Genomic DNA, 23,816 nt, shown 5'->3' with positions numbered 1-23,816 from the left:
GGATCATGCTGTATATAAACGCGAGCGAACTGCTGTGCAGGATGCTTTTTTCAGCGCTGATCGGCGCCGTCTTTGGAACGGAAAGAATGCACCGCAATAAACCTATCGGCGCGCGCACTCATATTTTGGTCTCGGTAGCGGCTTGCAGCATAGCGCTCATTTCAGCGTACGGTTTTGTGGAGGTATCGTCCGCCTATCCGCCGAATATGAGCGTGAGGACGGACCCGGCGCGCCTTATGGTTGGAATGCTGACAGGCATCGGCTTTATCGGCGCTGGCATCATCTACAAGAGCCCGCACGGAGACATCAAGGGCATCACGACAGCGGCTGAGATCTATCTTATGGCTGTGCTCGGAATTGGCGCTGGGCTGGGCCTGTATGAGCTTACCGGCATCGCCGCCGTTATCGCCTATGTGACGCTGATTTGTTCCGAAGCGCGCATAATAATGTTCCGTGAAAAAATAAACCGTTACACCTTTGGCCAGTTTAAAAAAATATTTCACCGCAGGACGCACAGGACGAATGACACGCCAGAGGACAGCAAAGAGGATGAAAGATCATAAAAATTTTCATCCTCTTCGCTGTCAGGAAAACGTGTGACGCGTAGGTTACTTGCTTTTTTGCCGGCCCCTGTATTCTATGATGTATTTAGAAAGCGTGGAATAAAGTTTATCCGGCTCTATGGGTTTGGAGAGGTGTGCGTTCATTCCGGCCGCCCTTGTACACCGCACGTCCTCTTCAAAGGCGTTCGCCGTCATTGCAATGACCGGTATCTGGGCCGCGTCGGACCTGCTCTGTTTCCGCAGTGCGCGCGCAGCGTCGATGCCGCCCATTACGGGCATCCGTATGTCCATCAGCACCGCGTCGTAGCTTCCTGGCACGGAGGAGGCGAATTTTTCCAGAGCGTCGCGCCCGTTTTCAGCGCGGTCTATGCGGACGCCCTTTCTTTCAAGCAGTTTTGAGGCAATCGCCGCATTGAGCGGGTGATCCTCCACAAGCAGCACGTATGCGCCCTTGAGCGCCTCTTCGTCATATACCTCGGCTGCTGTGCGCGCGGAGCAACTCTTGCCCGTCCGGTATCTGTACGGGTAGGTTATTGTAAACGAGGAGCCCTTTCCAAGTTTGCTGTCCACCGATATGGCGCCGCCCATGGCGGCCGCTATTTTCTGTGAAAGCGCAAGGCCGAGTCCTGTACCCTGCACGTATCCGGTGAGGTTGTTTCTCTCCTGCGCGAACGGTTCAAAGATTCGTTTTAAAAAATCTTCGGACATGCCGCAGCCCGTATCTGTGACGGTTATATAGTCGATGCCGTTACTCTCGCCGACGTTCGTGTGCCGAACGTCCAGTGTTATTGTGCCGCCCGGCTTGGTAAATTTCAGCGCGTTGTTGAGCAGGTTCATCAGCATTTGTTTGGAACGGAGCACGTCTGCGTAGACCTCAACTTCTTTGGGCAGTTCAAGCGTGGATGGATAGGTGAATATTATCCCTTTTTCTTTCATCTGCGGCGCTATCATCTCAACGCACGAATCATATATCTCCTGCGGCGCAGCCCATTCGTATTTCAGTTCAAATTTATCGCGTTCAATCCTGCTCATGTCGAGTATGTCGTTTATTATTCCAAGCAGGTATGCGCTTGATTGCCCTATCTGTTTCAGATATGAGCGGACTGTGTTTGCGTCGCTGAAAAGATCGCTGTCCGCAAGCGTCGTGAGCCCGATTATCGCGTTTATCGGAGTGCGTATCTCATGGCTCATGTTTGACAGAAATTCCGTCTTTGCCGCGTCAGCGCGCTTTGCCTCGGAAAGAGCCGCCTCAAGTCGGCGTTTTTGGCGTTCTTCCTGTTGGTGTGATTCCGTGTAGTCCTGCACCGCGCACAGTATAGTGTCGCTGTCGCCGTCCAGGTAGCAGTACATGGCGCGCTTATGGCAGACCATGCCCTTTTCTATGATTGAAAAGACGCTGATGTGTATATCAAGTTCTGCGAGGCGTTCTTTTATGTATTCCATCCGGTTTTCGTTGATGATCCTCTGTTTATCTTGCTCTACGCAGTATTTTTCAAGGTAGTCGACGACGTTGTCCGTGCACTCCGCACAGCATCCAAGGACCTCGCTGCGTTCATTGCGCATGAAGGTGACGGAACGTCCAGTTTCCGCGTCCAGCGTATAGATGACGTCATAGTCGGTGTTTACAAGCGTGTTGACAACCTGTTCCGCGCGAATGGCTTCTGTGACGTCGCGCGCTATGCAGAAGGCTTCGATCTCTCCTGTGTATGGGTTGCTTACGAGGTCGTAGCTGCTTTCTATCCACCCGCTGTAATTTTTTAGTTGGTGGCGCACCGCCCCGTGGAAATCGCCACGGTGGTAGGCGCACCGCATCGAGCGGCTGTTAAATGCCGCCCGATATTCCTCAAGCCCGCATCCTTTTGGGATGTAGGTGTAGATTTGTTCCATCAGTTCGGCGGCCGTGCCGTTAAAAGAATTTATATCAGAACTGCGCCAGATACACTCTTCAACCGTGTCGCGTGAAAGATTTATTGCGGCCATCGCTATTGAGTTTCGCGCCAGCGCTTTTCTCAGGTTGAGCTGGTCTTGATATTTTTTCTCACGTTCTTTCTGTGCGGTGATGTCTATCGTTGTGCCGATGGTTTTGAAGATTTTTCCGCCGGCGTCAAAGAGCGGAGTGCATATCATTTGTTTCCACCTGTACGGTTCGCTGAAGCTCTCTCTGATTTGAAGTTCGGCTTCGCAGCATTTGCCGGCTTGAACGTCCGTGTAAAGTTTTCTGGCCGATTCCGCGCTGTCGGGATGTATATAGCCGGTCGTGATGAGGGATTCCGGAACGTTGCGGACAATCGTATTTACGCTGCGCCCGCTTTTTGCAAGTTCACTGCGCACGATGCACAGCCTGTCGCCGTCCAGCTCCCATACGCCAACATTTGCCGCCTCCATTGCGGCGCTGAAGAGCGTCCTGTGGTACTGCAGGTCGTTTTGAAGCCTCATAAGGTTGTCGATGTTGGAGAAGGTGCAGTAGATAATGAGGCGTTCCTCTATTTTCTCGACTGCAACTCCTACGATCCTCATCCATATATACTCTCCGTCGCCGCTTACTAGGCGCACCGATGTGTCAAATGTGGCGGCTCCGGCGTTTAGGTTTATGACCTGTCTTATCACCAGGCCCCTGTCTTCAGGGTGGACTGCGCCAAGCACATTGGTTCCGGCATATCCGCGCCGCGCACCCCGCTCTGCGTTCAGTATCCTGTAATATCCGTCGTTGAGGTATTTCAATGAAATGGTCTCTTTGTATAATTCGAAAATGCCGACTCCGCCTGGAACTTTGTCCAGCAAGTTTTGCAGCCGTTCACGATGGGTCCGTTCGGCCGTCTCGTCGGAGATGTAAAGTATGTATGAGGGCGTGCCGTTCCAAATTATCGACTTCGCATGTATATTTAAAAAAGTGCCGTCGGCGCGTGCCGCGTGAAACGTTGTAAAAGAATCTTCTGAAAGAGAAGCGAGCTCCTCCTGCGATAAAAAAATGTCTTCCCTCGGCACAAGACTTGCAAGCGTTCGACCCACGGGCCGTTCGTCCGCAGGAAGTTTTTCAAGGGCAAGCCACGCTTTGTTCACAAACAGTATTACGCCGCTTATTTTCTCGGCAACCATGATTGCTGTGACAGAATCGTCGACCATAGTCTTATAAAGCAGCGTCTCCTCGGTCGGCTTAGTAAAAATGGCGTAATAGACTGGAGCTGCGCCTATCTCGCGAATTTTAGTAGCGGCTACATGCATCCAGCCGATTTCGCCGCTCTTATACCTGTACCGGTAGGTGCAGTTGATAGCCCGCCCGGTCGCGGAGGCCTCTTGCAGCTCTAAGAAAAAGCTTTCATAGTCCTCTTCAAGCATGAATGTTTTAAACAGCACTCCGTTTTTGTTTAACTCTTCCAGTTCGTCTCTGGGCCAGTCGGCCAGTTTTACAAAGCCTTCACTAAAAAAGGATATGTGAGGGTCGGGCCCGGAGTTGATTATGGCTATTCCGCCGGGCAGCGCGTCAAGCAGGCTCTCGAGCATTATCGCCTTTTCCGTTTCGTCGTCCACGTCAGTTATAGCGCCCGTTACGCGGGTCAGCCTGCCCGCTTCGTCCCTTGTAAAAAGTCCAACAAGGCGGCTGCATCTGCAGCTTCCGTCCCGCATCCTAAGACGCAGCGCCGCCTCCGCCTTTGGTTCGCCGTGAGTTGCTTTATCAAAAAATCTTTGAAGTTTTTGGATATCCTCAGGATGTATCATTTCCACCGGACATACGCCTTGCAGCAGCGCGTCCGGCGCTATCATGCTCATTACATACTTATAAAAAGAAGAAGAACATTCAAAAGAACGTGAGGGCAGATCCCATTCAAAAAGCGCGGCTCCGGAAAACTCCATATTCGGCGGCTGACGCTCCTGGACGGAAGTCTTTTGCCTTTCTTTTGGATAAACCGCCTTTTCTTCGCTCGTCTTTAGCAGGCCAGCTTCGCACGCAGCATTATCCTGTGACGTCATAATATTTTCTAAACTACTTTCCACGGCCTTCACTCCGTTTTTAATATTATATTGGTTATGATTTTAGGTGGTAAAAAAGATAAAAAATTACTCATTTCTCAGATAACGTATCACTAAATTTCTCATAAAACAAGGTCGCTTTACTGAGCTTAACGCGAATTTTGATCCATTTTATTAAAATTTCCTCCGAAATATATCGTCACCGAAAACAGCGGGCATCTATAATAAAAATTTCCATCAAGAAAAATACAAGAAAATTATCCTAAATTCGTGGCGCTCATGGGTATTGACATAAACGCCCTTCTACTGTAAAATTTCTTCCTGTCAGGCAATGGACGGTTAGTTCAGAGGTAGAACGCTTCCTTGACACGGAAGAGGTCAGAGGTTCAATTCCTCTATCGTCCACCATTTAAAACCAGTGAAGGCAAGGCTTGCAGAAATGCGGACCTTGTCTTTTTTATTGGCCGTTCGCACAAGCGCTGCGACGCCCTCGTTGTTGACATCAAAAATGGTGTAGTGTAAAATTCAATTCAATGTGGGCGGGTGGTGAAATTGGTATACACGATAGACTTAGGATCTATTGGTTCACGCCGTGAGGGTTCGAGTCCCTTCCTGCCCACCATTTCTTTTTGATCAGCCTCAAATGTCGCTTTCTTTTTTGTTTTCACGATAACTCTTTGCTGCAAAGAATATTAATATCATATTTAAGAACAATAGGCGTACATTTTGTGAAAAGAGTGTATAATAAATAACAATATCATAGATATTACGATATTTGATTTATTCCAGGAGGTTAAAAAATGATTTCACTGGAGGGTAAACGTGTTTTGTTGTGTGAAGATCACACGCTCAACGCCTCAATCACAATAAAGGTCTTGGAACACGCTGGAGCCTCTGTGGTGCGGGCCAGCAACGGCCGCGAAGGCCTTAAGCTCTTTTCGGAGAGCGGAGTAGGCGGTTTTGACGCAATTTTAATGGATATCAGTATGCCTGTGATGAACGGTCTTGAGACCGCGGAGGCCATTCGCGCGCTGCCGCGCGAGGACGCCGTGAAGATCCCCATCATTGCTATGACCGCGAAGTACAACGAAGACGACAGGGAAGAATCGCTCGCCTCCGGAATGGACACCCACCTTACAAAGCCGGTGGACCCTAAGGAACTTTATAACGTCATGGAGCGGCTCATCGAAAAAAAATAAGACAACGGACTGCGGCGTCATGCGACTCGTTAACAGATGGGCGCGCCGTGTGACGCTTTGATTTTCCACGAAAAAACATGTATCATAACTGCATGATTAAAAATACTTTTTGGCCCGCGCACAGATATTTATTTTTTATTACGATGCTCCTTATCTTTCGAACGTCACCTTCCTGTGCCTTTTCTTCTGTTGATTTTTATAAAGAAGCCTCAGCATATAAAAGCGTCAACGCCTTTGCCGCCGCCATCCACTGCGCTCATGAGACTGGAGACTGGAGAAGCCGGCTCTGGACGGAATGTTATAACGGCGCTGGCATCAAGACCAACGCCGCGTGGCGGATGCTGGGGATGCCCTCCGTGCGTTATTTGAGCGCAGAGGATGTAAACGGCCGTGACGTTAAAAAGGTCTCTTCTTTTCGTAAGTACCCCACGATAAAATCATTTTTGAAAGATTACGCGCGAAAGATACGTGAGGACTATCCGGTCGCCTGTAAGTATAATAACAACGTATGGGGCTATATCTGCGGGCTGCACCAAGGCAAATATGGAAAATGGGCGACGGACCACAGATATTTTGAAAAACTGGCCTCAAAGACTGTACAATTAGCGCCGGATATTTACGGCGCGCAGTGGCGAACGAAGCTAACGCGGCAGTTTGAGGTGGCGAAGGGCTTTGGGATCCTTGAACCGTGGCAGATAAAAGCTATCAGCGAGAGGCTTGGTGATTGATATGGTTTTGGGCATAGGCGTCGATCTGTGCGATATTACGAGGATGAAGAAGGCCGCGGCGCAGAAAGGCTTTAAAGAGAAGGTCTTTTCTGCCGCTGAAATAGAGTATGCGGAAAAATTCGCGGACTCCGCCTCCCATTACGCCGCGGCGTTTGCGGCAAAAGAGGCGCTTGCCAAGGCCGGCGGCTGGGGCATAGGCAATATGGGGCTTGATTCCTGTTCCGTCGTCAGAACGGAACGCGGCCCGAAATTTGAATTCAGCGAATCTTTCAGCAATAGGCTTGCCGAGTTTGGCGCCTCCTGTGTCCACCTGAGCATCTCGCATGAGGCCGGCATGGCCGTTGCTATGGTCGTTCTGGAGGGATAGGCGATGGAAAATTTTTACAGACCTGAAGATATACGCCAAGCGGACGTCACAGCCTCTTTAGAATATGGAGTCCCGTCTATACTGCTGATGGAGAATGCGGCAAGGGGCGCAGTTTGCGAGGCGGTGAAAATTGCAAAAGACTCTGATAAATTCGTGCTGCTAGCCGGCTGCGGCAATAACGGCGGAGACGCCTTCGCGGCGGCCAGGCTGCTTGCTATTTGCGGCAAAGAGGCCGTTGTTATCAAGACTGACGGCGATGAAAAATATAAAAACGACGCGGCGGTAAATTTAGGGCTGTTGCGCCGGTTTGCAATGCCCTCCGTAAAAATATTTGACTCTGAACGGCTTGAGGACGCAAAAATAGCCGAACTTTACGCCGGCGCCGGCTGCGTCGTGGACGGACTTTTGGGGACAGGCACACGGGGCGCGCCAAGGAAAGAGGCGGCCCGCCTCATCGGGCTGCTGAAAGGGCGCGCGGGCGTTCTTGCGCTCGACATTCCGTCGGGCATAGATCCCGCGACGGGAGAGCTCTATCAGCCCTGCGTACGCGCCGAGGCGACTGTGACATTTCTTGCGGCAAAGACCGGCATGGCGCTTTTTCCGGCAGCGCAGATGTGCGGACGGATAATCACCGCGCATATCGGCGTTCCCCAAGACAAGGTGCTGCCTGCGTCGCCGGAGCTGCGCGCATACTTCCCGTCGGACCTGCGCGTGATGCTGCCGGAGGTGCCGCAGGACGTCCATAAAACACGCCGCGGTTCGCTTTTGATTTTTTCGGGAAGCGAAAAATATAAAGGAGCGCCGCTGCTTACCGCACGCGGTGCGCTTCGCGCGGGAGCCGGGATAGTTTACTTAGCCGTACCAGACTTCATAGCTCCGTTTGCAGTATCAGAACTGCCCGAAGCGATAGTAGTGGCGCTTCCTACTACAGATGGAAAAATCAACGCGCAAGAGGCGATAAAAATCTTTGAAGAACTCTCCTTAATATGCACTGCTGCGGCCGCCGGCCCCGGCTGTGGACGCGGCGCGGAGTGCGGTGAAATATTTTCATGGCTCTGGAACGAGTGGAAAAAGCCGCTTTTGTTGGACGCGGACATGCTCTTTTTCTTTGCGGAAGGCGGCAAAAACCTCGCGCCGCACCGCGACGCGCTCATTACGCCCCACGGCGGAGAGGCCGCGCGCATCCTTCAAACGACGCCGGACGAAGTGGAGGCGTCGCGCCTTGACTCCGCACGTCGTCTGGCCGTTATGGCAGGAGCCGCGCTTTTAAAGGGCCGCCGCACGCTAATAGCCTCGGAAGGGCTAGTGCGTGCCGTATGCGCCGGCTCTCCCGCGCTTGCCGTGCCCGGTTCTGGCGACGTACTGACCGGCGTCGCAGGCGCCTTTATGGCGGCGGGGATGGCCCCGGCGGAGGCGGCATGTGCCGCGGCTCTTGCGCACGGCACAGCCGGCGAAAGACTTTTTCAAAAATACGGCGCGCGCGGCGCGCTTGCGGCGGAGATAGCTGATGAAATTCCATATTCACTCAGATAAAACGCTAAGCGTTGCCACAAACTGCCCAGAAGAAACCTACGAACTTGGGCGCAGACTAGGCGCTCTTGCCTTTCCTGGGCTGCTCGTACTTTTGAACGGTACGCTTGGCGTCGGTAAAACGAAGTTTACACAGGGCTTCGGAGCGGCCCTTGGGTATTCGCGCGTCAAGAGCCCCAGTTTCATTATAATGAGCGAGTATGACGGCCCGCTCCCAATGCTGCACGCCGACCTCTACAGGCTGGAACGGTCCTCCGAAGCTGATACGCTTGGAATAGAGGAGTACCTCGAAGACGGCTTCACGGCGCTCGTGGAGTGGGCGGAACGTTGGCGCGAGCCGGAGGCGGAAGAGATGATAATAATAGATATCCAAAAAATGCCCGGGTTTGATGAAAAAAGAGAAATAATTTTAAAAGCCGAAGGAAAAAAATCTAAAGCCGCGCTGCGGCTGCTTTCAGAAAGCAAAGCCGGCGCGGAAATGGGGGAGTGCGGATGCTGACGCTTGGCATAAACTGCGCGGGCAGATGGACGAACGTCGGCGTGGCTGACGGCGGCGCCGTGATTGCGGAAGAAAACTTGGAACTGGGCAGACGGCAGACGGAAAAGCTGCCGCAAATAGTGCAGGAGCTTCTTTCGGCAAACGGCCTGAAACTCAAAGACCTGCGGCTGATAGCCGCTGGGACTGGCCCGGGATACTACACCGGCATCAGGGCCGGCGTAGCGTACGGCGCGGCATTGGCGGAGGCGCTTGGCATATTGGCCGTTCCACTTTCCTCGCTTGAGATATACGCGTGGGGACTTAGAGATACGCATCAGATAATCGCGCCATTTTTTAAGGCAAGCGTGGGACGCCTTTACGCCGCGGTCTACAGACGCGCAGACGAGGGGCTTTATCCGATCATGGCGCAGCGTTTCGTCAGCGCTGCCGATTTCGCCTGCGTTTTAAAAGAATACCCTGACGCCTCTCTCGTCTCTCCCGACATGGCGGCCTATGACTTTTATATGGCTTTGCCGAACGAAAGGATAACTAAAGAGAGTGCCTCGGGCGGAGACTGTGCGCTGATGGGGGAAAAATTCGGCGGCCGCGCTATTGCGCCCAAAGAACTGCGCGGCACATACTTACGGGCGCCAGACATCGGGCCTTCTACTAATTCTTAAATAGTCGGAATATATAGAATTTAATCTTTTCCTTGAATAAATAGGCAACCTTTGACATAATACCAATAGTTATGCCAATCGCCACTTTTGTATTTGTGGTTGACAAACAAAAATTGATGAGATGTGTGGAAGGATGGTGGGTCTTTTGGCGAAGAAGTTCAACATCGAAATAGTTGAGAAATGGTGCAAAGGATGTGGCCTCTGTATCGCTATGTGCCCCAAGAAGGTTCTTGAGCTTAACGAACACGTTAAGTGCGAAGCTGTTCGTCCGGAGGACTGCATTGGCTGCCGCCAGTGCGAGAATATCTGCCCGGATCTTGCAGTAACTGTTAAGGAGTGTGAATAATTATGGCCCAGAACGAGTTTTGGCAGGGTAATAAGGCCATAGCTATGGGTGCTATCGCCGCGGGCTGCAGGTTCTTCGGCGGTTATCCTATAACTCCCTCGACTGAAGTAATGGAAGTTATGTCCGAAGAGCTCCCCAAGCTGGGCGGAAAATTCGTCCAGATGGAAGACGAGATCGGCGGAATAGCGGCGACGCTCGGCGCGTCGATAGCCGGCAAAAAGGCTATGACGGCAAGCTCAGGCCCTGGTATCTCCCTGAAACAGGAACTTCTGGGCTACGGCTACATCGCCGAGATCCCGATGGTGCTTGCCGACATCCAGCGCGGCGGCCCTTCAACGGGACTCCCGACAAAGGTCTCCCAGGCCGACGTCATGCAGGCCAAATGGGGAACCCACGGCGACCACGCAACGATCGCCTACGCTCCCTGCTCGATCCCCGAGTGCTATTCGCTCACGATCAAAGCCTTCAACATGGCGGAACGCTTCCGTCAGCCCGTTCTCGTAATGGCCGACGAAGTCATCGGACATATGCGTGAAAAAATCACTATTCCCGAAGCCGGTTCATTTGAAGTAATCGACCGCAAGAAGCCGACAGTATCGCCTGAAGAGTTCGTGCCTTACCGCGCGGACGCCGACGATGTACCGCCGATGCCTGCCTTCGGCGACGGCTATCGCTGGCATGTCACGGGCCTTACCACAACAGAGTGGGGCTTCCCGACAAACGACGCGCCCGACATCGACCTCAAGGCAAACCGCATCATCCGCAAGGTTGAGCGTTTCCGCGACGAGATAGTCGAATATAGAGAAGATTTCATGGAAGACGCTGAAATAGTCGTCATTTCCTACGGCTCAGTCTCCCGCTCATCGCTTCGCGCAATCCGCGAACTGCGCGAGCAGGGCGTGAAGGTCGGACATTTCCGTCCCATCACACTGTGGCCCTTCCCGGATAAAGAAATCGCCGAGATCTCCAAGAGAGTCAAGCACATCATCGTCCCCGAGCTCAACGCGGGCCAGATGGTGCTTGAAGTAGAAAGAGCCGTCAAGGGCAACTGCGAAGTACATCGCAAGAACCTCATCAACGGCGAACTCTACAAGCCGGCTGAGATAATGTCCTTCATCAAGGAGGTGGCGTAATTATGCCACGCGAAGATGTAAAGAAACTCCTGCGCACTAAGTTTATGCCTCATATCTGGTGCCCCGGCTGCGGACACGGAATCATCATGCACTCCATCCTCCGCGCCATTTCAGACCTCAACATCCCACAGGATAAGGTCTGCATCTCATCAGGTATCGGCTGCTCAAGCCGTATGCCCGGCTATATCGACGCCTGCACGCTCCACACGGCGCACGGACGCTCACTCGCCTTTGCGACCGGCGTTAAGCTGGCCAACCCCGAACTGACGATCGTCAACGTCATGGGCGACGGCGACGGTACCGCTATCGGCGGAAACCACTTCATCCACGCCTGCCGCCGCAACATAGGCATCACAGCGGTCCTCATGAACAACAACATCTACGGAATGACCGGCGGACAGGCTTCGCCGACGACGCCGGAAGGCGCCTTCGCAGCCACAGCGCCCTATGGTTCGATCGACCCGACATTTGACATCTGCAAGCTGGCAGCAGGCGCAGGCGCAACATTCGTAGCGCGCGCAACGGTAGCCAACCCCATCATGTGCGAGCAGATACTCAAAAAGGCCATCGAACATCAGAAAAAGGGATTTGCGCTCGTTGAGATCATCTCCTTCTGCCACACGCAGTTTGGACGCAAAAACAAGCGCAGCCGCCCGACAGACAACATCAAGTTCCTTAAGGAGCACACAGTCCTTAAGGCTCAGGCCGACAAGATGACCCCCGAGGAGCTTGAAGGCAAGATCGTTGTTGGCGAATTTGTCAACATAGAAAACGCCCGCGAATACACTGACCGCTACAACGACGTCATTGAACGCGCACAGGCGCAGGCATAGGAGGAACGGATCATGAGCGATCGTTTTGAAATTCGCGTTGCTGGATCCGGCGGACAGGGAGTCATCCTCGCCGCAGTGATCCTGGGTGAGGCCGCAGCACTCCGCACAGAGGGCCTCAATTCAGTACAGAGCCAGGCTTACGGGCCGGAAGCGCGCGGCGGCGCATCGAAGTCGGAAGTTGTCTATGACCGCGACGAAATAGACTACCCGAAGGCCGCGCACCCGAACCTCCAGGTCATCCTGACACAGAAGGCCTGCGACACATACAGCCATGACACAGCCAAGGGCGCGACAGTCATTCTTGACGACTTCTTCGTGACAGAGCCCCCGAAGCTCGACGCTGAGATATATCTTCTGCCCATCGTAAAGACGGCGCGCGAGAAGCTTGGCCGCGAGATCGTTGTCAACATGGTGGCGCTCGGAACAGCGGCAAAGGTTCTTGAGGACAAGGGTCTCACACAGCCCCAGGCTGTAAAAGACGCCATCCTCGCCCGCGTCCCGAAGGGAACTGAAGAACTCAACGAAAGAGCGTTTGACGAAGGCTACAAGCTGATGGCAGACGCGGTGGCGGCCAGAAAGAACTAACTGGCGCCTCACATACGAAATATATCAAACGGGACGGCCTTTTGGCCGTCCCGTTTGATATAGCTTGCCATGCGCAAAATGTGACGATACGCGGCAACGCGCCTGATTTATTTTTTGCCTGTGATCTCGCCGATGAGCAGTTTTATATTTTCGTCCATACATTCGTCTGTGAACTGGCACGTCCCTACCGCTTTATGGCCGCCTCCGCCGTATTTCAGCATAAGCTTTCCAACGTCCACGGAAGAGCTTCTGTTAAGCACGGAATAGCCGACCGCGCAGCTGCATCCTTTGCCGCCCTTTCCGCTCACTATCCACATGGATATATTCTGCTTCGGGTAGAGGCTGTATATGTAAAATCTGTTGCCCGAATAGATGGGGTCCACCCCGCGCAGGTCGCTTATGATAAGCTCCCCGTCAGTCCTCGTATATTTTTTTATCATCGCGTCAAATTTGCCGCTCTGTTCAAAATATACCTCTATGCGCTCCCTGACGTCCGGCAGCTCCATTATTTCGTCTATATCCATTGAGCTGCAGCAGTCCAGCAGCTTTTCCATGAGCTGATAGTTTGAGATAGTAAAATTTCTCCAGCGTCCCAATCCCGTACGCGGATCCATTATGAAACCAAGGAGTATCCATCCAGACGGGTGCAGCACCTCGTCCACGGAAAGAGCGCCTGAGTCCACTTTGTCGACGGCCGCCATCATTGCGTCGTAATGGGCGAAACGTTCTGCGCCGCCGTAATAGTCGTAAATTATTCTGGCGCAGGATGGCGCAGTTCTGCTCTCGCCCTTGTATCTGCCGTTTAATTCAAGACGTTCGCTCTCGCTTGAATGATGGTCGAACCAAAGCCCGCAGCCCGGCACATACGGAACGTTGGCAAGGCAGTCGTCGCAGGTCACGTCGACAAGTCCGTCCTGAAGATCTTTTGGATGTGAAAACATCCAGTTATCTATTATTCCACTCTCTTTAAGCAGCGCCCCGCAGGCAAGTCCGTCAAAATCAGAACGCGTTACAAGTCTCATAAAAATCCCCCTCTAGTGAATCCATTTTAAGTTTACTCTCATTGCGCGTCTCTTTCAATGATTTAAAAATAGATATCACTCGGAATTTCGCGATGCTCTCTCCGTGCGCTTTTTGATAAAAAAATCGCTCAGCAGCGCCGCGCATTCTTCTTTTAATATCCCAGCCGACAACTCCGGCCTGTGATAGATCCTGCTGTCTTTTGGTATGCAGTAGAGCGAGCCGCAGCCGCCGCCCTTTGGGTCTTTCGCGCCGAATACGACGCGCGATACGCGGCACTGCATAAGCGCGCCGGAACACATGATGCACGGCTCCAGCGTTACATATATGGAACATCCGTCAAAGCGCCAGTTGTTCAGTCGCTCTGCGGCCTGTGACAGCGCGGCAAGCTCCGCGTGCCCCAATGGGGCGTTGTCTAGCTTTCTTGTGTTATGGCCGCGGCCGATTATTTCGCCGTCCTTCACAACGACGGCGCCTATAGGGATCTCGCCGCACGCGGCGGCGGCGCGCGCCTCTGCCAGCGCCTCCCGCATATAAAAAATATCATCCATGTGGCGGCTCCTCTCTGGATATGTTATACTACTTAACGTTGTTAAATGTGCCTGTAGCTCAGCGGATAGAGCGCTACCCTCCGGAGGTAGAAGTCTGGGGTTCAAATCCCCACAGGCACGCCATATTATTGCACACGGACACCTCGTTGAGGTGTTTTCTTGTCTTTAGAGGCTGGCTCATCCTCCTTTAAAGAATACGCAAAGGCTATGCGAAAGTCAACTTTTGCTGGCCTTTTCGACTTGGGCGCCGAGCGCGCATTGTGCGGCGCATTTGTGGCTGCTGGAAGGGAAGAGGCGTTCATGGTCGCGCACGTGGCAGAGTGGATAAAAAATAAAAAACTACTTTCGCTCTTTTGTTTTTTTTGTGCGCTTGTTGCGGCTGACCGCATTACAAAGCTTGCCGCCATCTCTTTCTTTGCGCGGGTGAGCCGCAACAGCGGTGTCTCTTTTGGTATGCTGACCGGTTCTGAGCCGCGCTTGCTCATATTTTTGAATTTAGCCGCCGCGATATTTCTTTTATTTATGATCTTTACAATGCGCCGGCGTCCGATGCCGCTTCTTGCCGGAGTGGCTGCGATGCTTGCGGGCGCCGTTGGCAACTTGGCGGACAGGATTATTTATTGCCACGTTGTAGACTGGATGCCGCTGCCTTTTTTGAACGGCCAGTTCTTTAGTGGATTTTTCCCGAGCGGACTTGCCGTCAATCTTGCCGACCTCTACCTTATAACCGGAGCGCTTGTTGTTTTTGTAGCGCTTGTTAAAGGCGTTTTTTCTGAACTAAAATAATGCCGTAATAATGCCTCCCAAAATGAATCATTTTTTGACATAGTCGGCGCGATAGGTTATAATGCTCCACGTCGGTTACGCGGAGAGGTGTCTGAGCGGTCGAAGGAGCTCGCCTGGAAAGTGAGTGAAGGGGTCAAACTCTTCCATGGGTTCAAATCCCATCCTCTCCGCCATTTTACGAAAATACAGGAGCCAGAGAAAATTTTTCTCCGGCTCCTTTTCTCTTCCTATATTCGAGGCGGCGCCTCTTTAGTTGCTCTTGTTCTTTCTTTCTATCACAAGTATCGCAAGCGACAAAATTGAGGCAAGCCCGGAAACGCAGACGACCAGCCAGTGGATGACGCTGATCTGCCATTGGCATAACGCGGCTGCGAGAAACGAAACGATAAAAGTGGCGACAATCAAGATATGCATTTTTATTTCCATGTCCTATCAATCCTTTTTTATAAATAGGCTTAGTATGAAGCGTTTGGTTTAGCGCGGCGCTTTGTATAAATTAGGCGGCAACGGTCATCCGAGCAGCCGGGCCAGCGTCTCGTAGAGCTTTTGAGGCTCTATGGGTTTTGCCAGGTGTGCGTTCATACCGCAGGCTATGCTCTTGCGCCTGTCTTCCTCGAAGGCGTTGGCCGTGATTGCGATTATCGGCACGGTCTGAGAATCGTGCCTTTCCTGCGCGCGGATGGCCTGCGCCGCTTCAAGGCCGTCCATGACCGGCATCCGTATATCCATCAGGATGGCGTCGTAATATCCGGCTGGGCGGCTGGTGAATTTTTCTACGGCTATTTTGCCGTTTTCGGCAAATTCGACGACGACGCCCTTTTTTTCCAGCAGCTTTGCCGCGATCGCCCTGTTCAGCGGATGGTCTTCGCAAAGCAGCACGCGCCTGCCGTTGATGTCGCCCTGTACGCCGGCTTTCGGGTCTTCTTTTGGAGCATATTCCTCCTGCGGTACGGAGTCAAGCGTCCACTCTACGACGAAAGTGGTGCCTTCGCCTTTTTTGCTGCGCACGTAAACCTCGCCGTCCATTCTCTCAACAATATTCTTTACTATTGAAAGCCCCAGCCCTGTACCCATACGCCCGTCGTCGTTTGTAGAATCTTCCTGCTCGAAGGGCAGGAAGACCTTCGGAAGAAATTCTTCGCTGATGCCTATCCCAGTGTCTTTTACTGTGATGCGGTTTATGACGCGGTGTTCCTTTTCCGACAGGTTTTCTATTATAAGCTCTATACGGCCTCCCTGCGGTGTGAATTTTATAGCGTTTGAAAGGAGGTTGACGAGCACCTGCTGTATGTAGGTGGTGTCGACGCGCATGTAAAGCGCGGTGAGGTCGTTCTGTCGTATCTCGAAGGATATGCCTTTTTTAATGATGTCGGGGAGCACGATAGAGGCCGTGTCTCTTATGAAGTCAGGCATGTAGACGACGGTGGGGTGCAGTTCTATGCTTCTGCTTTCTATCCTGCTCATTTCCAGCACGTCGTTGATTATCGAAAGCAGATATTTGCCGGAGGTGGAGATCTGGTGCAGGTAGTCGCGGCATTCGGCAAGCGAAGAGGCGTCGCGAGCCAGTTCCGCGAGTCCTATTACGGCGTTCATCGGCGTGCGCATGTCATGGCTCATTTTGGAGAGAAATTCCGTTTTCGCCGTATTGGCGCCTTCCGCTATTTCAAGCGCCATTGAAAGTTCCCGGTTCGCCTTCAGCTGTCTGTTGTACTGCTCTGTCACGTCAGCCCTCGTCATGAGGATGAATTCTTTTCTGTCGTCCATATATGAGAAGGTCAGTTTTTTGCGCCGGAGGAAACCTTTTCTGTCGCTGATTTCCATATATATTGAGTAAGTTTGTTCCGCGTCCAGCATGCGCATGACGTTGTCGAGCGCGAGGCTTGCGGTAAGGCTTGCCCAATTTTCTGGAGCGGTGCACGAATGCAGCCAGCGCTCCTGTTCGGGAGTGTAATATCCGCTTCGTTCAAAGCCTTCGTAATAGTAGCTTCTGCTGGCGTAGGCCGTAAAGCTGTCGTCTTCTAGCCGTATAGCCACGATATAGTCGTAGGCAAGGTCGATGACGCCGCTTATCATCTCCTGCACCGTTTTGCTGGCGTGTATGTCGTTCAGGTAGGTGAAGCCTATGATGTCTCCAGTCTGCGGATCCCTCGTGAGACGCAGCTTGAATTCAGTATACCTGGCGCGTCCGTCTCCAAAGTTGCACAACCCCTCGCACGAGGCCTCTGTCTTGCCGGAGGCGTAAGCCTGAAGTATGTTTTCCCGCGTAAAAATCGCGTCAAAGCCGGCGCGCATCTTTTCGTCCACGATCCGCAGCCGCGCGCGGGCGAAAAATTTGTCAATGGAGGTGATGCCACCGTCCATGTCGCTGTCCGTGGCCGCTCCTCTTACGTCCGCCGTATTTTTTGTAACATTGAGCATTACTCCGTGCTTTGTCACGTTTTTCAGCGTCTCAAGAGCCGCGTACTGGCTTTCCTGAAGCTTCAGCTCTGTGACGTCGAGCGCCGTCCCTATTGACCGTAAATGCTTGCCGGCGCCGTCAAAGACTGGTATGTAGATTATCCTCTTCCACCAGTAATCCTTGTCGCCCTTTGCGCGCACCCGCACATCCATCACGGCGCGCGGCGCGCCCTTCGCCGCCTCGCGGTAGAAGGCGCGATAGTCGGAGGCGGAATCAGGATGTACGTAGCCGCACTCTATCAAAGACTCGGGAACATTTTCTATCGTGACGCCGAAACCCTGTCTGTCCTGCGCCTCTACGGATTGTGTTATCTGTTTTTTTTCGAGGTCGTATTCCCACACCGTGATCCGCGCGTTGCGCAGTGCGGCCGACAGAAGCAGCTGCGTGTCGTGCAGACGGTTCTGCGCCGTGCGTTCGTCGGTGACGTCGGTGTAGCTTGCGTATATGAGCTGCGTTCCGTTCGGCTGAGGTATGGAGACGGCGTTTAGGTAGACCCATATATATTTTTTAAGCGCGTCGTTGTAGACGCGGTAGGTGTGGCGCAGGCTGCCGCCATTTTTTAACGCCCCAGCGATAAGATGTTTGAGTTTTCGCATATCATCAGGATGGACGTTAAGAAAGCTGGCTTCTTGATTGACCATTTGCAGGTTGTCTTCCGAATAGCCGAAGATGTCGTAAAAGGCCTGATTGTGGACCACAGGGATAATTTTTTTGCCGTCGTGACGGTAGAGGCACATGCCGCCCGGGACGTGTTCGATGACCGAGGCAAGCTGTTTTAAAAGCGCGGCGTTCTGCTGTTCCGCGGTTTTTCTTTCGGTGATGTCCGTCACATACTCGACGTGCGCCGTTATCTTGTTCCACTGCATCAGCTTTCCCATCAGCCTGTACGTGCGCGCGTCCCTTGGGTAGGTAAATTCGCGTTCAAGGAAACTGTCGTGTCTCATTTTATCTATCTTGCAGAAACTGCACGGCTTTGTTCTGTTGAAGAGATAGGAGTAGCATTTTTTGTCTACAAGCGGAGTTGCAGGGGTGTGCAGCAGCTCGGATGCTTTTTTATTCAGATAGAGCAGTTCGTGGGTTGCGATGTCGCAGGCGTAGATGCCTTCGTTTGACTGGTCCAGCAGCTCGCTGTAAAGCTGCGACTGCCGCGACGCGCTCTGAAAGACGGCGTAGACGATTATATGTCCCTCTTCCTCTCCTATAGGCATTCCGGTAAGATGCACCCAGACGAGGCTCCCGTCTTTATGATAGATGCGGTACGTCTCGTCTATAGTCTCTCCGACGCGCAGCGCCTCTATAGCACCGGTGTAAAGGCGGTCTCTGTCGCCCTTGTAGACCGCGTCGGCCGCGTCGTTCTTTATCCACTGCGCGTATTCCTCGCGCGTGTAGCCGCTCAGCTGCGCCACTCCGTCGGAGAAATATATCGTCTTAAAGCCGTCGTCCAGCCTGTAGATGGCTATGCCTCCAGGTATGCTGTTTATAAGGCTGTCCATCTTCAGGTTGGCCATTTCAAGTTCTTTTACGGAGGCCTGTTCCTTTATATAGCCGTATCTGGCAAGGAGGTTGTCGACGCGCGCCCGTATCACTTCGGACGACGCCGGCATCGCTATAAAATCCCACGCGCCGCCGCGGAGCGCCGAAAGTTCGTCTGCCGCGTCATCTGAGAGCGCGATGACGGGAAGGCCAGCGTATTTGCCGGTCGAGAGCCATTTTAAAAGGGCGGGAGCATCTGTAGTTTGCGGCAAGTAGCGGAGCAGGACGACCGCAATGCGCTTTGCATTGGCCTCTATGAACGCCGCCGCCTTTTCGCGGCCCGTGGCCTCCACGGTCGTAAAGCTGTCCGAAAAAGCGCTTGACAGCAGAGATTTGTTGTCAGAGCTATCATCCGTAATGAGAATAATATTTTTATCCTGCATCCGCTCTGCCTCCCGACAAAGATATTATCGGCCTTTACGCATCACGGCAGACGATTTGTGAAAACCGCCGGCCTGCGCCTGTCGCATCAAATAATATGAGAAGGCCTCGCTCAATAATAGAGTCAAGTTTCAATTCAGTCAATTTGTCCGCGATGCTGGCGCTGGAAATTTTAAGAAATTTTAAAAGGGCCGAAAATAATTCCACCAAAGAAAAAGCTGCAAGTTAAGTTTACAAAAAAGCCTCGCGGACATTGCGCCCGCAAGGCTTGTGTATGCGTTGGCGGAGAAGGTGGGATTTGAACCCACGTAGCGGCTCAGCACCGCTAAGACGATTTCGAGTCGCCCGCCTTCGACCACTCGGCCACCCCTCCCCGCACTGAAGGACGTAATGCATTATACCCGATTTCCTAAACTTTTCAAGCGGCAGTTCTAATTAAAACTCTTTTGATTTTGAGGCGGGAGGAAGAAAAAACTTTACTAATATTGTTGATTTTATCTAAATGTACTATACTGTTGCGCCATAGGAACATTACGGCACATTGCTGGAGGGCTGCACATTGGCTTCTAAAGGATTTTTGAAGACTACGAAAAAAGAAACGTTCATCATTGTCGGGCTCTATCTTTTATTCTTTGCCTGGTGGTACGTCACCGCTTATGGTTTTGGCGACGACCCGGCGGAGTACAACTATATCTTTGGCTTCCCTGAATGGTTCTTTTATAGCTGCATCGTCGGCTATATCGGCATTTCTTTTCTGCTGTGGGCCGCAATCAGGATGATGTTCAAGGATCTTTCTATCCAGGACGACCATGAGGAGAAGAAATGATTATTAACAGACTTGGGATGATAATCCCGCTCGTTCTTTATTTTGCGCTCATTATGGGCGTTGCCGCGTGGGCCAGCCGTTCGGCCGGAAAGAGGACCGACACAGCCGGCTTCATGGAAGAATATTTCATCGGCAGCCGTTCAATGGGCGGCTTCGTGCTCGCTATGGCGATAATCACGACCTATACGAGCGCAAGCAGCTTTGTGGGCGGCCCGGGCGTCGCCTATAACGTGGGGCTTGGGTGGATACTTCTGTCCATGATACAGGTGCCTACCGCCTTTCTGACGCTTGGAGTGCTGGGCAAACGTTTTGCGCTTATCGCGCGCCGTACTCACGCGGTCACCATCACGGATTTTCTGCGCGCGAGGTACAGCAGCGACGCCGTCGTCATCTTGGCATCCGTCGCGCTGCTTGTCTTTTTCATGGCCTCTATGCTGGCGCAGTTCATAGGAGGCGCGCGGCTCTTTGAATCCATAACCGGTTATTCCTATCAGACGGGGCTTTTGATATTCGGCCTGACGGTCATAATCTATACGACCATCGGCGGCTTTCGCGCCGTAGTTTTGACGGACACCATTCAGGGCATCATGATGCTCTTTGCCTCCGTCGCCATCCTTTACGCAGTGATTTCGGCGGGCGGTGGAGTGGAGAACATCATGAGGACGCTCTACTCGATAGACCCGCAGCTTCTTACCCCGACCGGAGGCGGCAACGCCATCCCGAAGCCGTTCATCCTTTCCTTCTGGGTGCTTGTCGGCGTCGGCATCCTGGGCCTTCCGCAGACTACGCAGAAATGCCTCGGCTATAAGGACTCGCGCTCGATGCACAACGCAATGATCATCGGGACGTTCGTCGTGGGCTTCACGATGCTCGCGATGCATCTCGTAGGCGCGATGGGGCGCGCGGTCATTCCCGATATCGCGGTGGGCGACCTTGCCGTTCCTACTCTTACAGTTCGCCTGATGTCGCCGTTCTGGGCCGGCATATTCATCGCAGGTCCGCTTGCTGCCATCATGTCCACGGTCGATTCGATGCTCATCATGTGCTCCGCCGCCATCGTAAAGGACATTTATTTTCATTACGTCGCTAAAAACGATGCGGCGCGCCTTTCTCCTTCAAAAATCCGCGGAATGAGCCTCATCGTCACGGGAGTGGTCGGCGTGCTCGTCTTTTTCGCCGCGATGAGGCCGCCGTCGCTGCTTGTATGGATAAATCTTTTTGCTTTCGGAGGGCTGGAGGCGGTATTTTTCTGCCCGACGTTATTCGGCCTCTATTGGCGCCGCGCAAACTCTACAGGAGTGATATTGTCCATGATATGCGGGACCGCTTCGTTCTTTTACTTCACCATTTCAAAGGTGAGCGTGGGCGGCACGACGGCCATAGTGCCTACGCTCGCAATAGCGATAGTCGTCTTCATCGTCGGCAGCCTGTTTGGTAAAGAGGAGAGCGCAGAGCGCCTCAAGGAATTTGAGATAGAATCGTAGGTTGTTTTTATACAGTTCGCATGATATACTTGGGAACGGTGTAAACCACGCACAGTCGCTGACGTAAATGAGGTTCCCCAATGCGGGCTCGTTTCGGATGAAGCGTCTGGAGGAAAAAACAGGAGGGATTCACATGGGAGTAGTAAGTATGAAACAGCTTCTTGAATGCGGCGTCCATTTCGGACATCAGACAAGACGCTGGAACCCGAAGATGAAGCCGTTCATCTTCACAGAGCGCAATGGCATCTACATAATCGACCTTCAGAAGACGGTCAAAGGGCTTGAAAAGGCCTATGACTTCGTTCGTGAAGTTTCAAAGTCGGGCGGCAGCATCCTCTTTGTAGGAACAAAGCGTCAGGCGCAGGATCCCATCCGCGACGAAGCTCTCAAAGCTGGCCAGTTCTATATCAACCAGCGCTGGCTGGGCGGCCTTCTTACGAACTTCGCCACCATTCGCCGCCGCGTGCAGCGCATGGTCGAGCTTCAGCAGATGGAAGAGGACGGCAGCATCAACAGATACCCCAAGAAAGAAATCATCCAGCTCCGCAAAGAGCGTGAAAAGCTTGAAAAATACCTCTCCGGCATCAAGGAGATGAAGGACATCCCCGACGCCCTCTTCATCATCGACCCGCGCCGTGAGACGATCGCCGTACTTGAGGCGCACAAGCTTGATATCCCCGTCATCGCAATCGTTGACACAAACTGCGACCCCGACGTCGTAGATTACCCCATCCCCGGAAACGACGACGCCATCCGCGCCATCGAACTCGTAGTCGGACTTATGGCAAACGCCTTCATCGAAGGCCGCCAGGGTCAGGACGCACGCGTTGAGGAAGAGGCTCTTCCCGAAGCCGCTCCCGCCGAAGAAGCGCCCGCAGTGGACGATTCAGCGGCTGAAGAGGTAAAGGTTCGTGAAAAAGAGCTGGCGGAGCAGAAGGGCTGGAAGGAGACTAACTAATATGGCAAATATCACAGCAGCATTGGTGTCCGAACTTCGCGCTCGCACATCCGTCGGAATGATGGACTGCAAAAAGGCGCTTGTCGAATGCGACGGCGACATGGACAAGGCCTGCGATTATCTTCGCGAAAAGGGCCTCGCCAAAGCGGCCAAAAAGGCCGAGCGCACAGCGTCTCAGGGCAAAATGTTCACCTACGTCCACAGCAACGCGAAACTTGCCGTTCTTCTTGAACTTGACTGCGAGACAGACTTTGTCGCGCGCACAGACGAGTTCAACAAGCTGGGCCATGAAATAGCGATGCACATCGCCGCTTCAAACCCCACTTACATCACCCCTGAAGAGGTCCCCGCGGACATCATCGAGCATGAAAAGCAGGTCATCATTGCTCAGGCCCGCGAAGAGGGCAAGCCTGAAAAGATGCTCGAAAAGATCGCCGAAGGCCGCATCAACAAATTCTATGAGGAAAACTGCCTCATGGAGCAGAAATACGTGCGTGACCCCGAAGTGAAGATCAAGGATCTCGTCATTGAAAACATCGCAAAAATCGGCGAAAACATCATCGTCCGCCGCTACGCGCGCTTCATGATCGAAGGCTAACTCCTAAAAAACTAAAAAACGGGGGATTATATCCCTCGTTTTTTTTTAGCAAAAAATCGTATCGGAAGGTGAAATCGTGGAGAAGACATATAAGAGAATACTGCTGAAACTTTCCGGAGAAATACTTGCCGGAGACAGCCATTTCGGAGTGAATCCCGACGCAGTGCGCAACATCTGCGAAGAGATAACCGACGTGGCCTCCGAAGGAATAAGCATCGCAATGGTAGTCGGAGGCGGCAACATTATCCGCGGCGCTCAGACCAAAAGCATTGAGCGCGCTCAGGCCGACTATATGGGAATGCTTGGCACGGTCATAAACGCGCTCGCGCTTCAAGACGCGCTAGAGCGCCTTGGCCAGCCTACGCGCGTTCAGTCGGCAATAGAGATGCGTGAGATAGCGGAGCCGGTCATCAGGCGCCGCGCGATGCGCCACCTCGAAAAGGGCCGCATAGTCATCTTTGCCGCGGGCACAGGCTCTCCCTATTTCTCAACGGATACGACTGCGGCGCTTCGCGCCTCCGAAATAGGCGTCGACTGCCTTCTCAAAGCTACGAAAGTCGACGGCATCTATGATAAAGACCCGGCGAAATATCAAGACGCGGTAAAGCTACCGCACGTCAGCTATATGGACGCGCTCCAGAAACAGCTCAAAGTGATGGACGCCGCGGCCTTCTCGCTCTGCCAGGAAAACAACATACCTATAGTAGTCTTTGACGTATTGAAAAAGGGAAATTTACGCAGGCTTCTCATTGACGGAGAAAATATTGGCTCTATAGTTTCATAAAGAGTATTATAATTATAAAAAATCTT

General features: G+C 52.8%; 22 protein-coding genes and 5 tRNA genes. 21 read left to right on the top strand and 6 right to left on the bottom strand.

Annotated elements, in window-relative coordinates:
• Positions 1-5: 5 nt before the first annotated feature.
• Complete coding sequence (locus tag RRY12_00885; GenBank protein ID MEG2183220.1) at positions 6-563, top strand: MgtC/SapB family protein; 558 nt, start codon at positions 6-8, stop codon at positions 561-563.
• Between the two features lie 45 nt (positions 564-608).
• Here the strand turns inward: RRY12_00885 and RRY12_00880 are convergent, their stop codons facing one another.
• Entirely contained in the window at positions 609-4,556 is a 3,948-nt protein-coding gene (locus RRY12_00880; GenBank protein ID MEG2183219.1) for a PAS domain-containing protein, read from the bottom strand.
• Positions 4,557-4,865: 309 nt separating this feature from the next.
• Between RRY12_00880 and RRY12_00875 the strand changes: the two genes are divergently transcribed.
• The 12 genes from RRY12_00875 to RRY12_00820 all read left to right on the top strand — a co-directional run bounded on the left by RRY12_00875 (position 4,866) and on the right by RRY12_00820 (position 12,411).
• Positions 4,866-4,940, top strand: a tRNA-Val gene (locus RRY12_00875).
• A gap of 129 nt (positions 4,941-5,069) precedes the next feature.
• Positions 5,070-5,154, top strand: a tRNA-Leu gene (locus RRY12_00870).
• A gap of 178 nt (positions 5,155-5,332) precedes the next feature.
• Positions 5,333-5,731: a response regulator gene (locus RRY12_00865; protein ID MEG2183218.1), complete on the top strand. Its 399-nt coding sequence runs from the start codon at positions 5,333-5,335 to the stop codon at positions 5,729-5,731.
• Positions 5,732-5,874: 143 nt separating this feature from the next.
• The gene (locus tag RRY12_00860; GenBank protein ID MEG2183217.1) at positions 5,875-6,459 is read left to right on the top strand and encodes a glucosaminidase domain-containing protein; all 585 of its coding nucleotides are present in this window, start codon (positions 5,875-5,877) and stop codon (positions 6,457-6,459) included.
• A 1-nt stretch (position 6,460) separates the two neighbouring features.
• On the top strand, positions 6,461-6,826 hold the full coding sequence (acpS, locus tag RRY12_00855) for a holo-ACP synthase (protein MEG2183216.1): 366 nt from the start codon (positions 6,461-6,463) through the stop codon (positions 6,824-6,826).
• Positions 6,827-6,829: 3 nt separating this feature from the next.
• Entirely contained in the window at positions 6,830-8,359 is a 1,530-nt protein-coding gene (locus tag RRY12_00850) for an NAD(P)H-hydrate dehydratase (protein MEG2183215.1), read from the top strand.
• Positions 8,334-8,855 carry a tRNA (adenosine(37)-N6)-threonylcarbamoyltransferase complex ATPase subunit type 1 TsaE gene (gene tsaE, locus RRY12_00845; GenBank protein MEG2183214.1) on the top strand — a complete coding sequence of 174 codons (522 nt, stop codon included), beginning with the start codon at positions 8,334-8,336 and terminating at the stop codon, positions 8,853-8,855. Before RRY12_00850 ends, tsaE begins: the two co-directional genes overlap by 26 nt.
• Positions 8,849-9,514, top strand: a complete 666-nt coding sequence (gene tsaB / locus RRY12_00840) for a tRNA (adenosine(37)-N6)-threonylcarbamoyltransferase complex dimerization subunit type 1 TsaB (GenBank protein MEG2183213.1) — start codon at positions 8,849-8,851, stop codon at positions 9,512-9,514. Before tsaE ends, tsaB begins: the two co-directional genes overlap by 7 nt.
• A gap of 145 nt (positions 9,515-9,659) precedes the next feature.
• Positions 9,660-9,860 (top strand): 4Fe-4S binding protein, encoded by a 201-nt coding sequence (locus RRY12_00835; GenBank protein MEG2183212.1) that lies wholly within the window; start codon positions 9,660-9,662, stop codon positions 9,858-9,860.
• A 2-nt stretch (positions 9,861-9,862) separates the two neighbouring features.
• A complete protein-coding gene (locus RRY12_00830) occupies positions 9,863-10,993 on the top strand; it encodes a 2-oxoacid:acceptor oxidoreductase subunit alpha (protein MEG2183211.1) in 1,131 nt (376 codons plus the stop codon).
• A gap of 2 nt (positions 10,994-10,995) precedes the next feature.
• The gene (locus tag RRY12_00825) at positions 10,996-11,826 is read left to right on the top strand and encodes a thiamine pyrophosphate-dependent enzyme (GenBank protein ID MEG2183210.1); all 831 of its coding nucleotides are present in this window, start codon (positions 10,996-10,998) and stop codon (positions 11,824-11,826) included.
• 12 nt (positions 11,827-11,838) lie between these two features.
• Positions 11,839-12,411, top strand: coding sequence for a 2-oxoacid:acceptor oxidoreductase family protein (locus tag RRY12_00820; protein MEG2183209.1), 573 nt, complete (start codon positions 11,839-11,841; stop codon positions 12,409-12,411).
• 107 nt (positions 12,412-12,518) lie between these two features.
• On the opposite strand, the gene RRY12_00815 is transcribed toward RRY12_00820, so the two are convergent.
• Both RRY12_00815 and tadA read right to left on the bottom strand, forming a co-directional pair.
• Positions 12,519-13,433 (bottom strand): exopolyphosphatase, encoded by a 915-nt coding sequence (locus RRY12_00815; GenBank protein MEG2183208.1) that lies wholly within the window; start codon positions 13,431-13,433, stop codon positions 12,519-12,521.
• A gap of 75 nt (positions 13,434-13,508) precedes the next feature.
• The gene (gene tadA / locus RRY12_00810; protein MEG2183207.1) at positions 13,509-13,982 is read right to left on the bottom strand and encodes a tRNA adenosine(34) deaminase TadA; all 474 of its coding nucleotides are present in this window, start codon (positions 13,980-13,982) and stop codon (positions 13,509-13,511) included.
• Positions 13,983-14,029: 47 nt separating this feature from the next.
• On the opposite strand from tadA, the gene RRY12_00805 reads away from it, so the two are divergent.
• The 3 genes from RRY12_00805 (at position 14,030) to RRY12_00795 (ending at position 14,941) form a co-directional block, all read left to right on the top strand.
• Positions 14,030-14,105 (top strand) — tRNA-Arg (locus RRY12_00805).
• 150 nt (positions 14,106-14,255) lie between these two features.
• Entirely contained in the window at positions 14,256-14,768 is a 513-nt protein-coding gene (locus RRY12_00800) for a signal peptidase II (GenBank protein MEG2183206.1), read from the top strand.
• An 81-nt stretch (positions 14,769-14,849) separates the two neighbouring features.
• Positions 14,850-14,941: transfer RNA gene (locus RRY12_00795), tRNA-Ser, on the top strand.
• Between the two features lie 76 nt (positions 14,942-15,017).
• Here the strand turns inward: RRY12_00795 and RRY12_00790 are convergent.
• The 3 genes from RRY12_00790 to RRY12_00780 form a co-directional block, all read right to left on the bottom strand.
• Positions 15,018-15,194: a hypothetical protein gene (locus RRY12_00790; protein MEG2183205.1), complete on the bottom strand. Its 177-nt coding sequence runs from the start codon at positions 15,192-15,194 to the stop codon at positions 15,018-15,020.
• Positions 15,195-15,278: 84 nt separating this feature from the next.
• The gene (locus RRY12_00785) at positions 15,279-19,142 is read right to left on the bottom strand and encodes a response regulator (protein MEG2183204.1); all 3,864 of its coding nucleotides are present in this window, start codon (positions 19,140-19,142) and stop codon (positions 15,279-15,281) included.
• Between the two features lie 278 nt (positions 19,143-19,420).
• Positions 19,421-19,513 (bottom strand) — tRNA-Ser (locus RRY12_00780).
• Positions 19,514-19,699: 186 nt separating this feature from the next.
• Here RRY12_00780 and RRY12_00775 point away from each other — a divergent pair.
• From RRY12_00775 to pyrH, 5 genes are all read left to right on the top strand, one after another.
• Entirely contained in the window at positions 19,700-19,966 is a 267-nt protein-coding gene (locus RRY12_00775; protein MEG2183203.1) for a YhdT family protein, read from the top strand.
• Entirely contained in the window at positions 19,963-21,450 is a 1,488-nt protein-coding gene (gene panF, locus RRY12_00770) for a sodium/pantothenate symporter (protein MEG2183202.1), read from the top strand. The genes RRY12_00775 and panF overlap by 4 nt, the downstream gene beginning before the upstream one ends.
• A 133-nt stretch (positions 21,451-21,583) precedes the next feature.
• Positions 21,584-22,408, top strand: a complete 825-nt coding sequence (gene rpsB, locus RRY12_00765; GenBank protein ID MEG2183201.1) for a 30S ribosomal protein S2 — start codon at positions 21,584-21,586, stop codon at positions 22,406-22,408.
• 1 nt (position 22,409) lies between these two features.
• The gene (tsf, locus tag RRY12_00760; GenBank protein ID MEG2183200.1) at positions 22,410-23,006 is read left to right on the top strand and encodes a translation elongation factor Ts; all 597 of its coding nucleotides are present in this window, start codon (positions 22,410-22,412) and stop codon (positions 23,004-23,006) included.
• Positions 23,007-23,082: 76 nt separating this feature from the next.
• Positions 23,083-23,790, top strand: coding sequence for a UMP kinase (pyrH, locus tag RRY12_00755; GenBank protein ID MEG2183199.1), 708 nt, complete (start codon positions 23,083-23,085; stop codon positions 23,788-23,790).
• The last annotated feature ends 26 nt before the right edge of the window (positions 23,791-23,816 follow it).

The sequence above is a fragment of the Cloacibacillus sp. genome, assembly GCA_036655895.1.
GTDB lineage: Bacteria > Synergistota > Synergistia > Synergistales > Synergistaceae > JAVVPF01.
The sequence above is the reverse complement of the archived record's forward strand: the minus strand, read 5'-3'. Positions and strand labels throughout refer to the sequence as shown.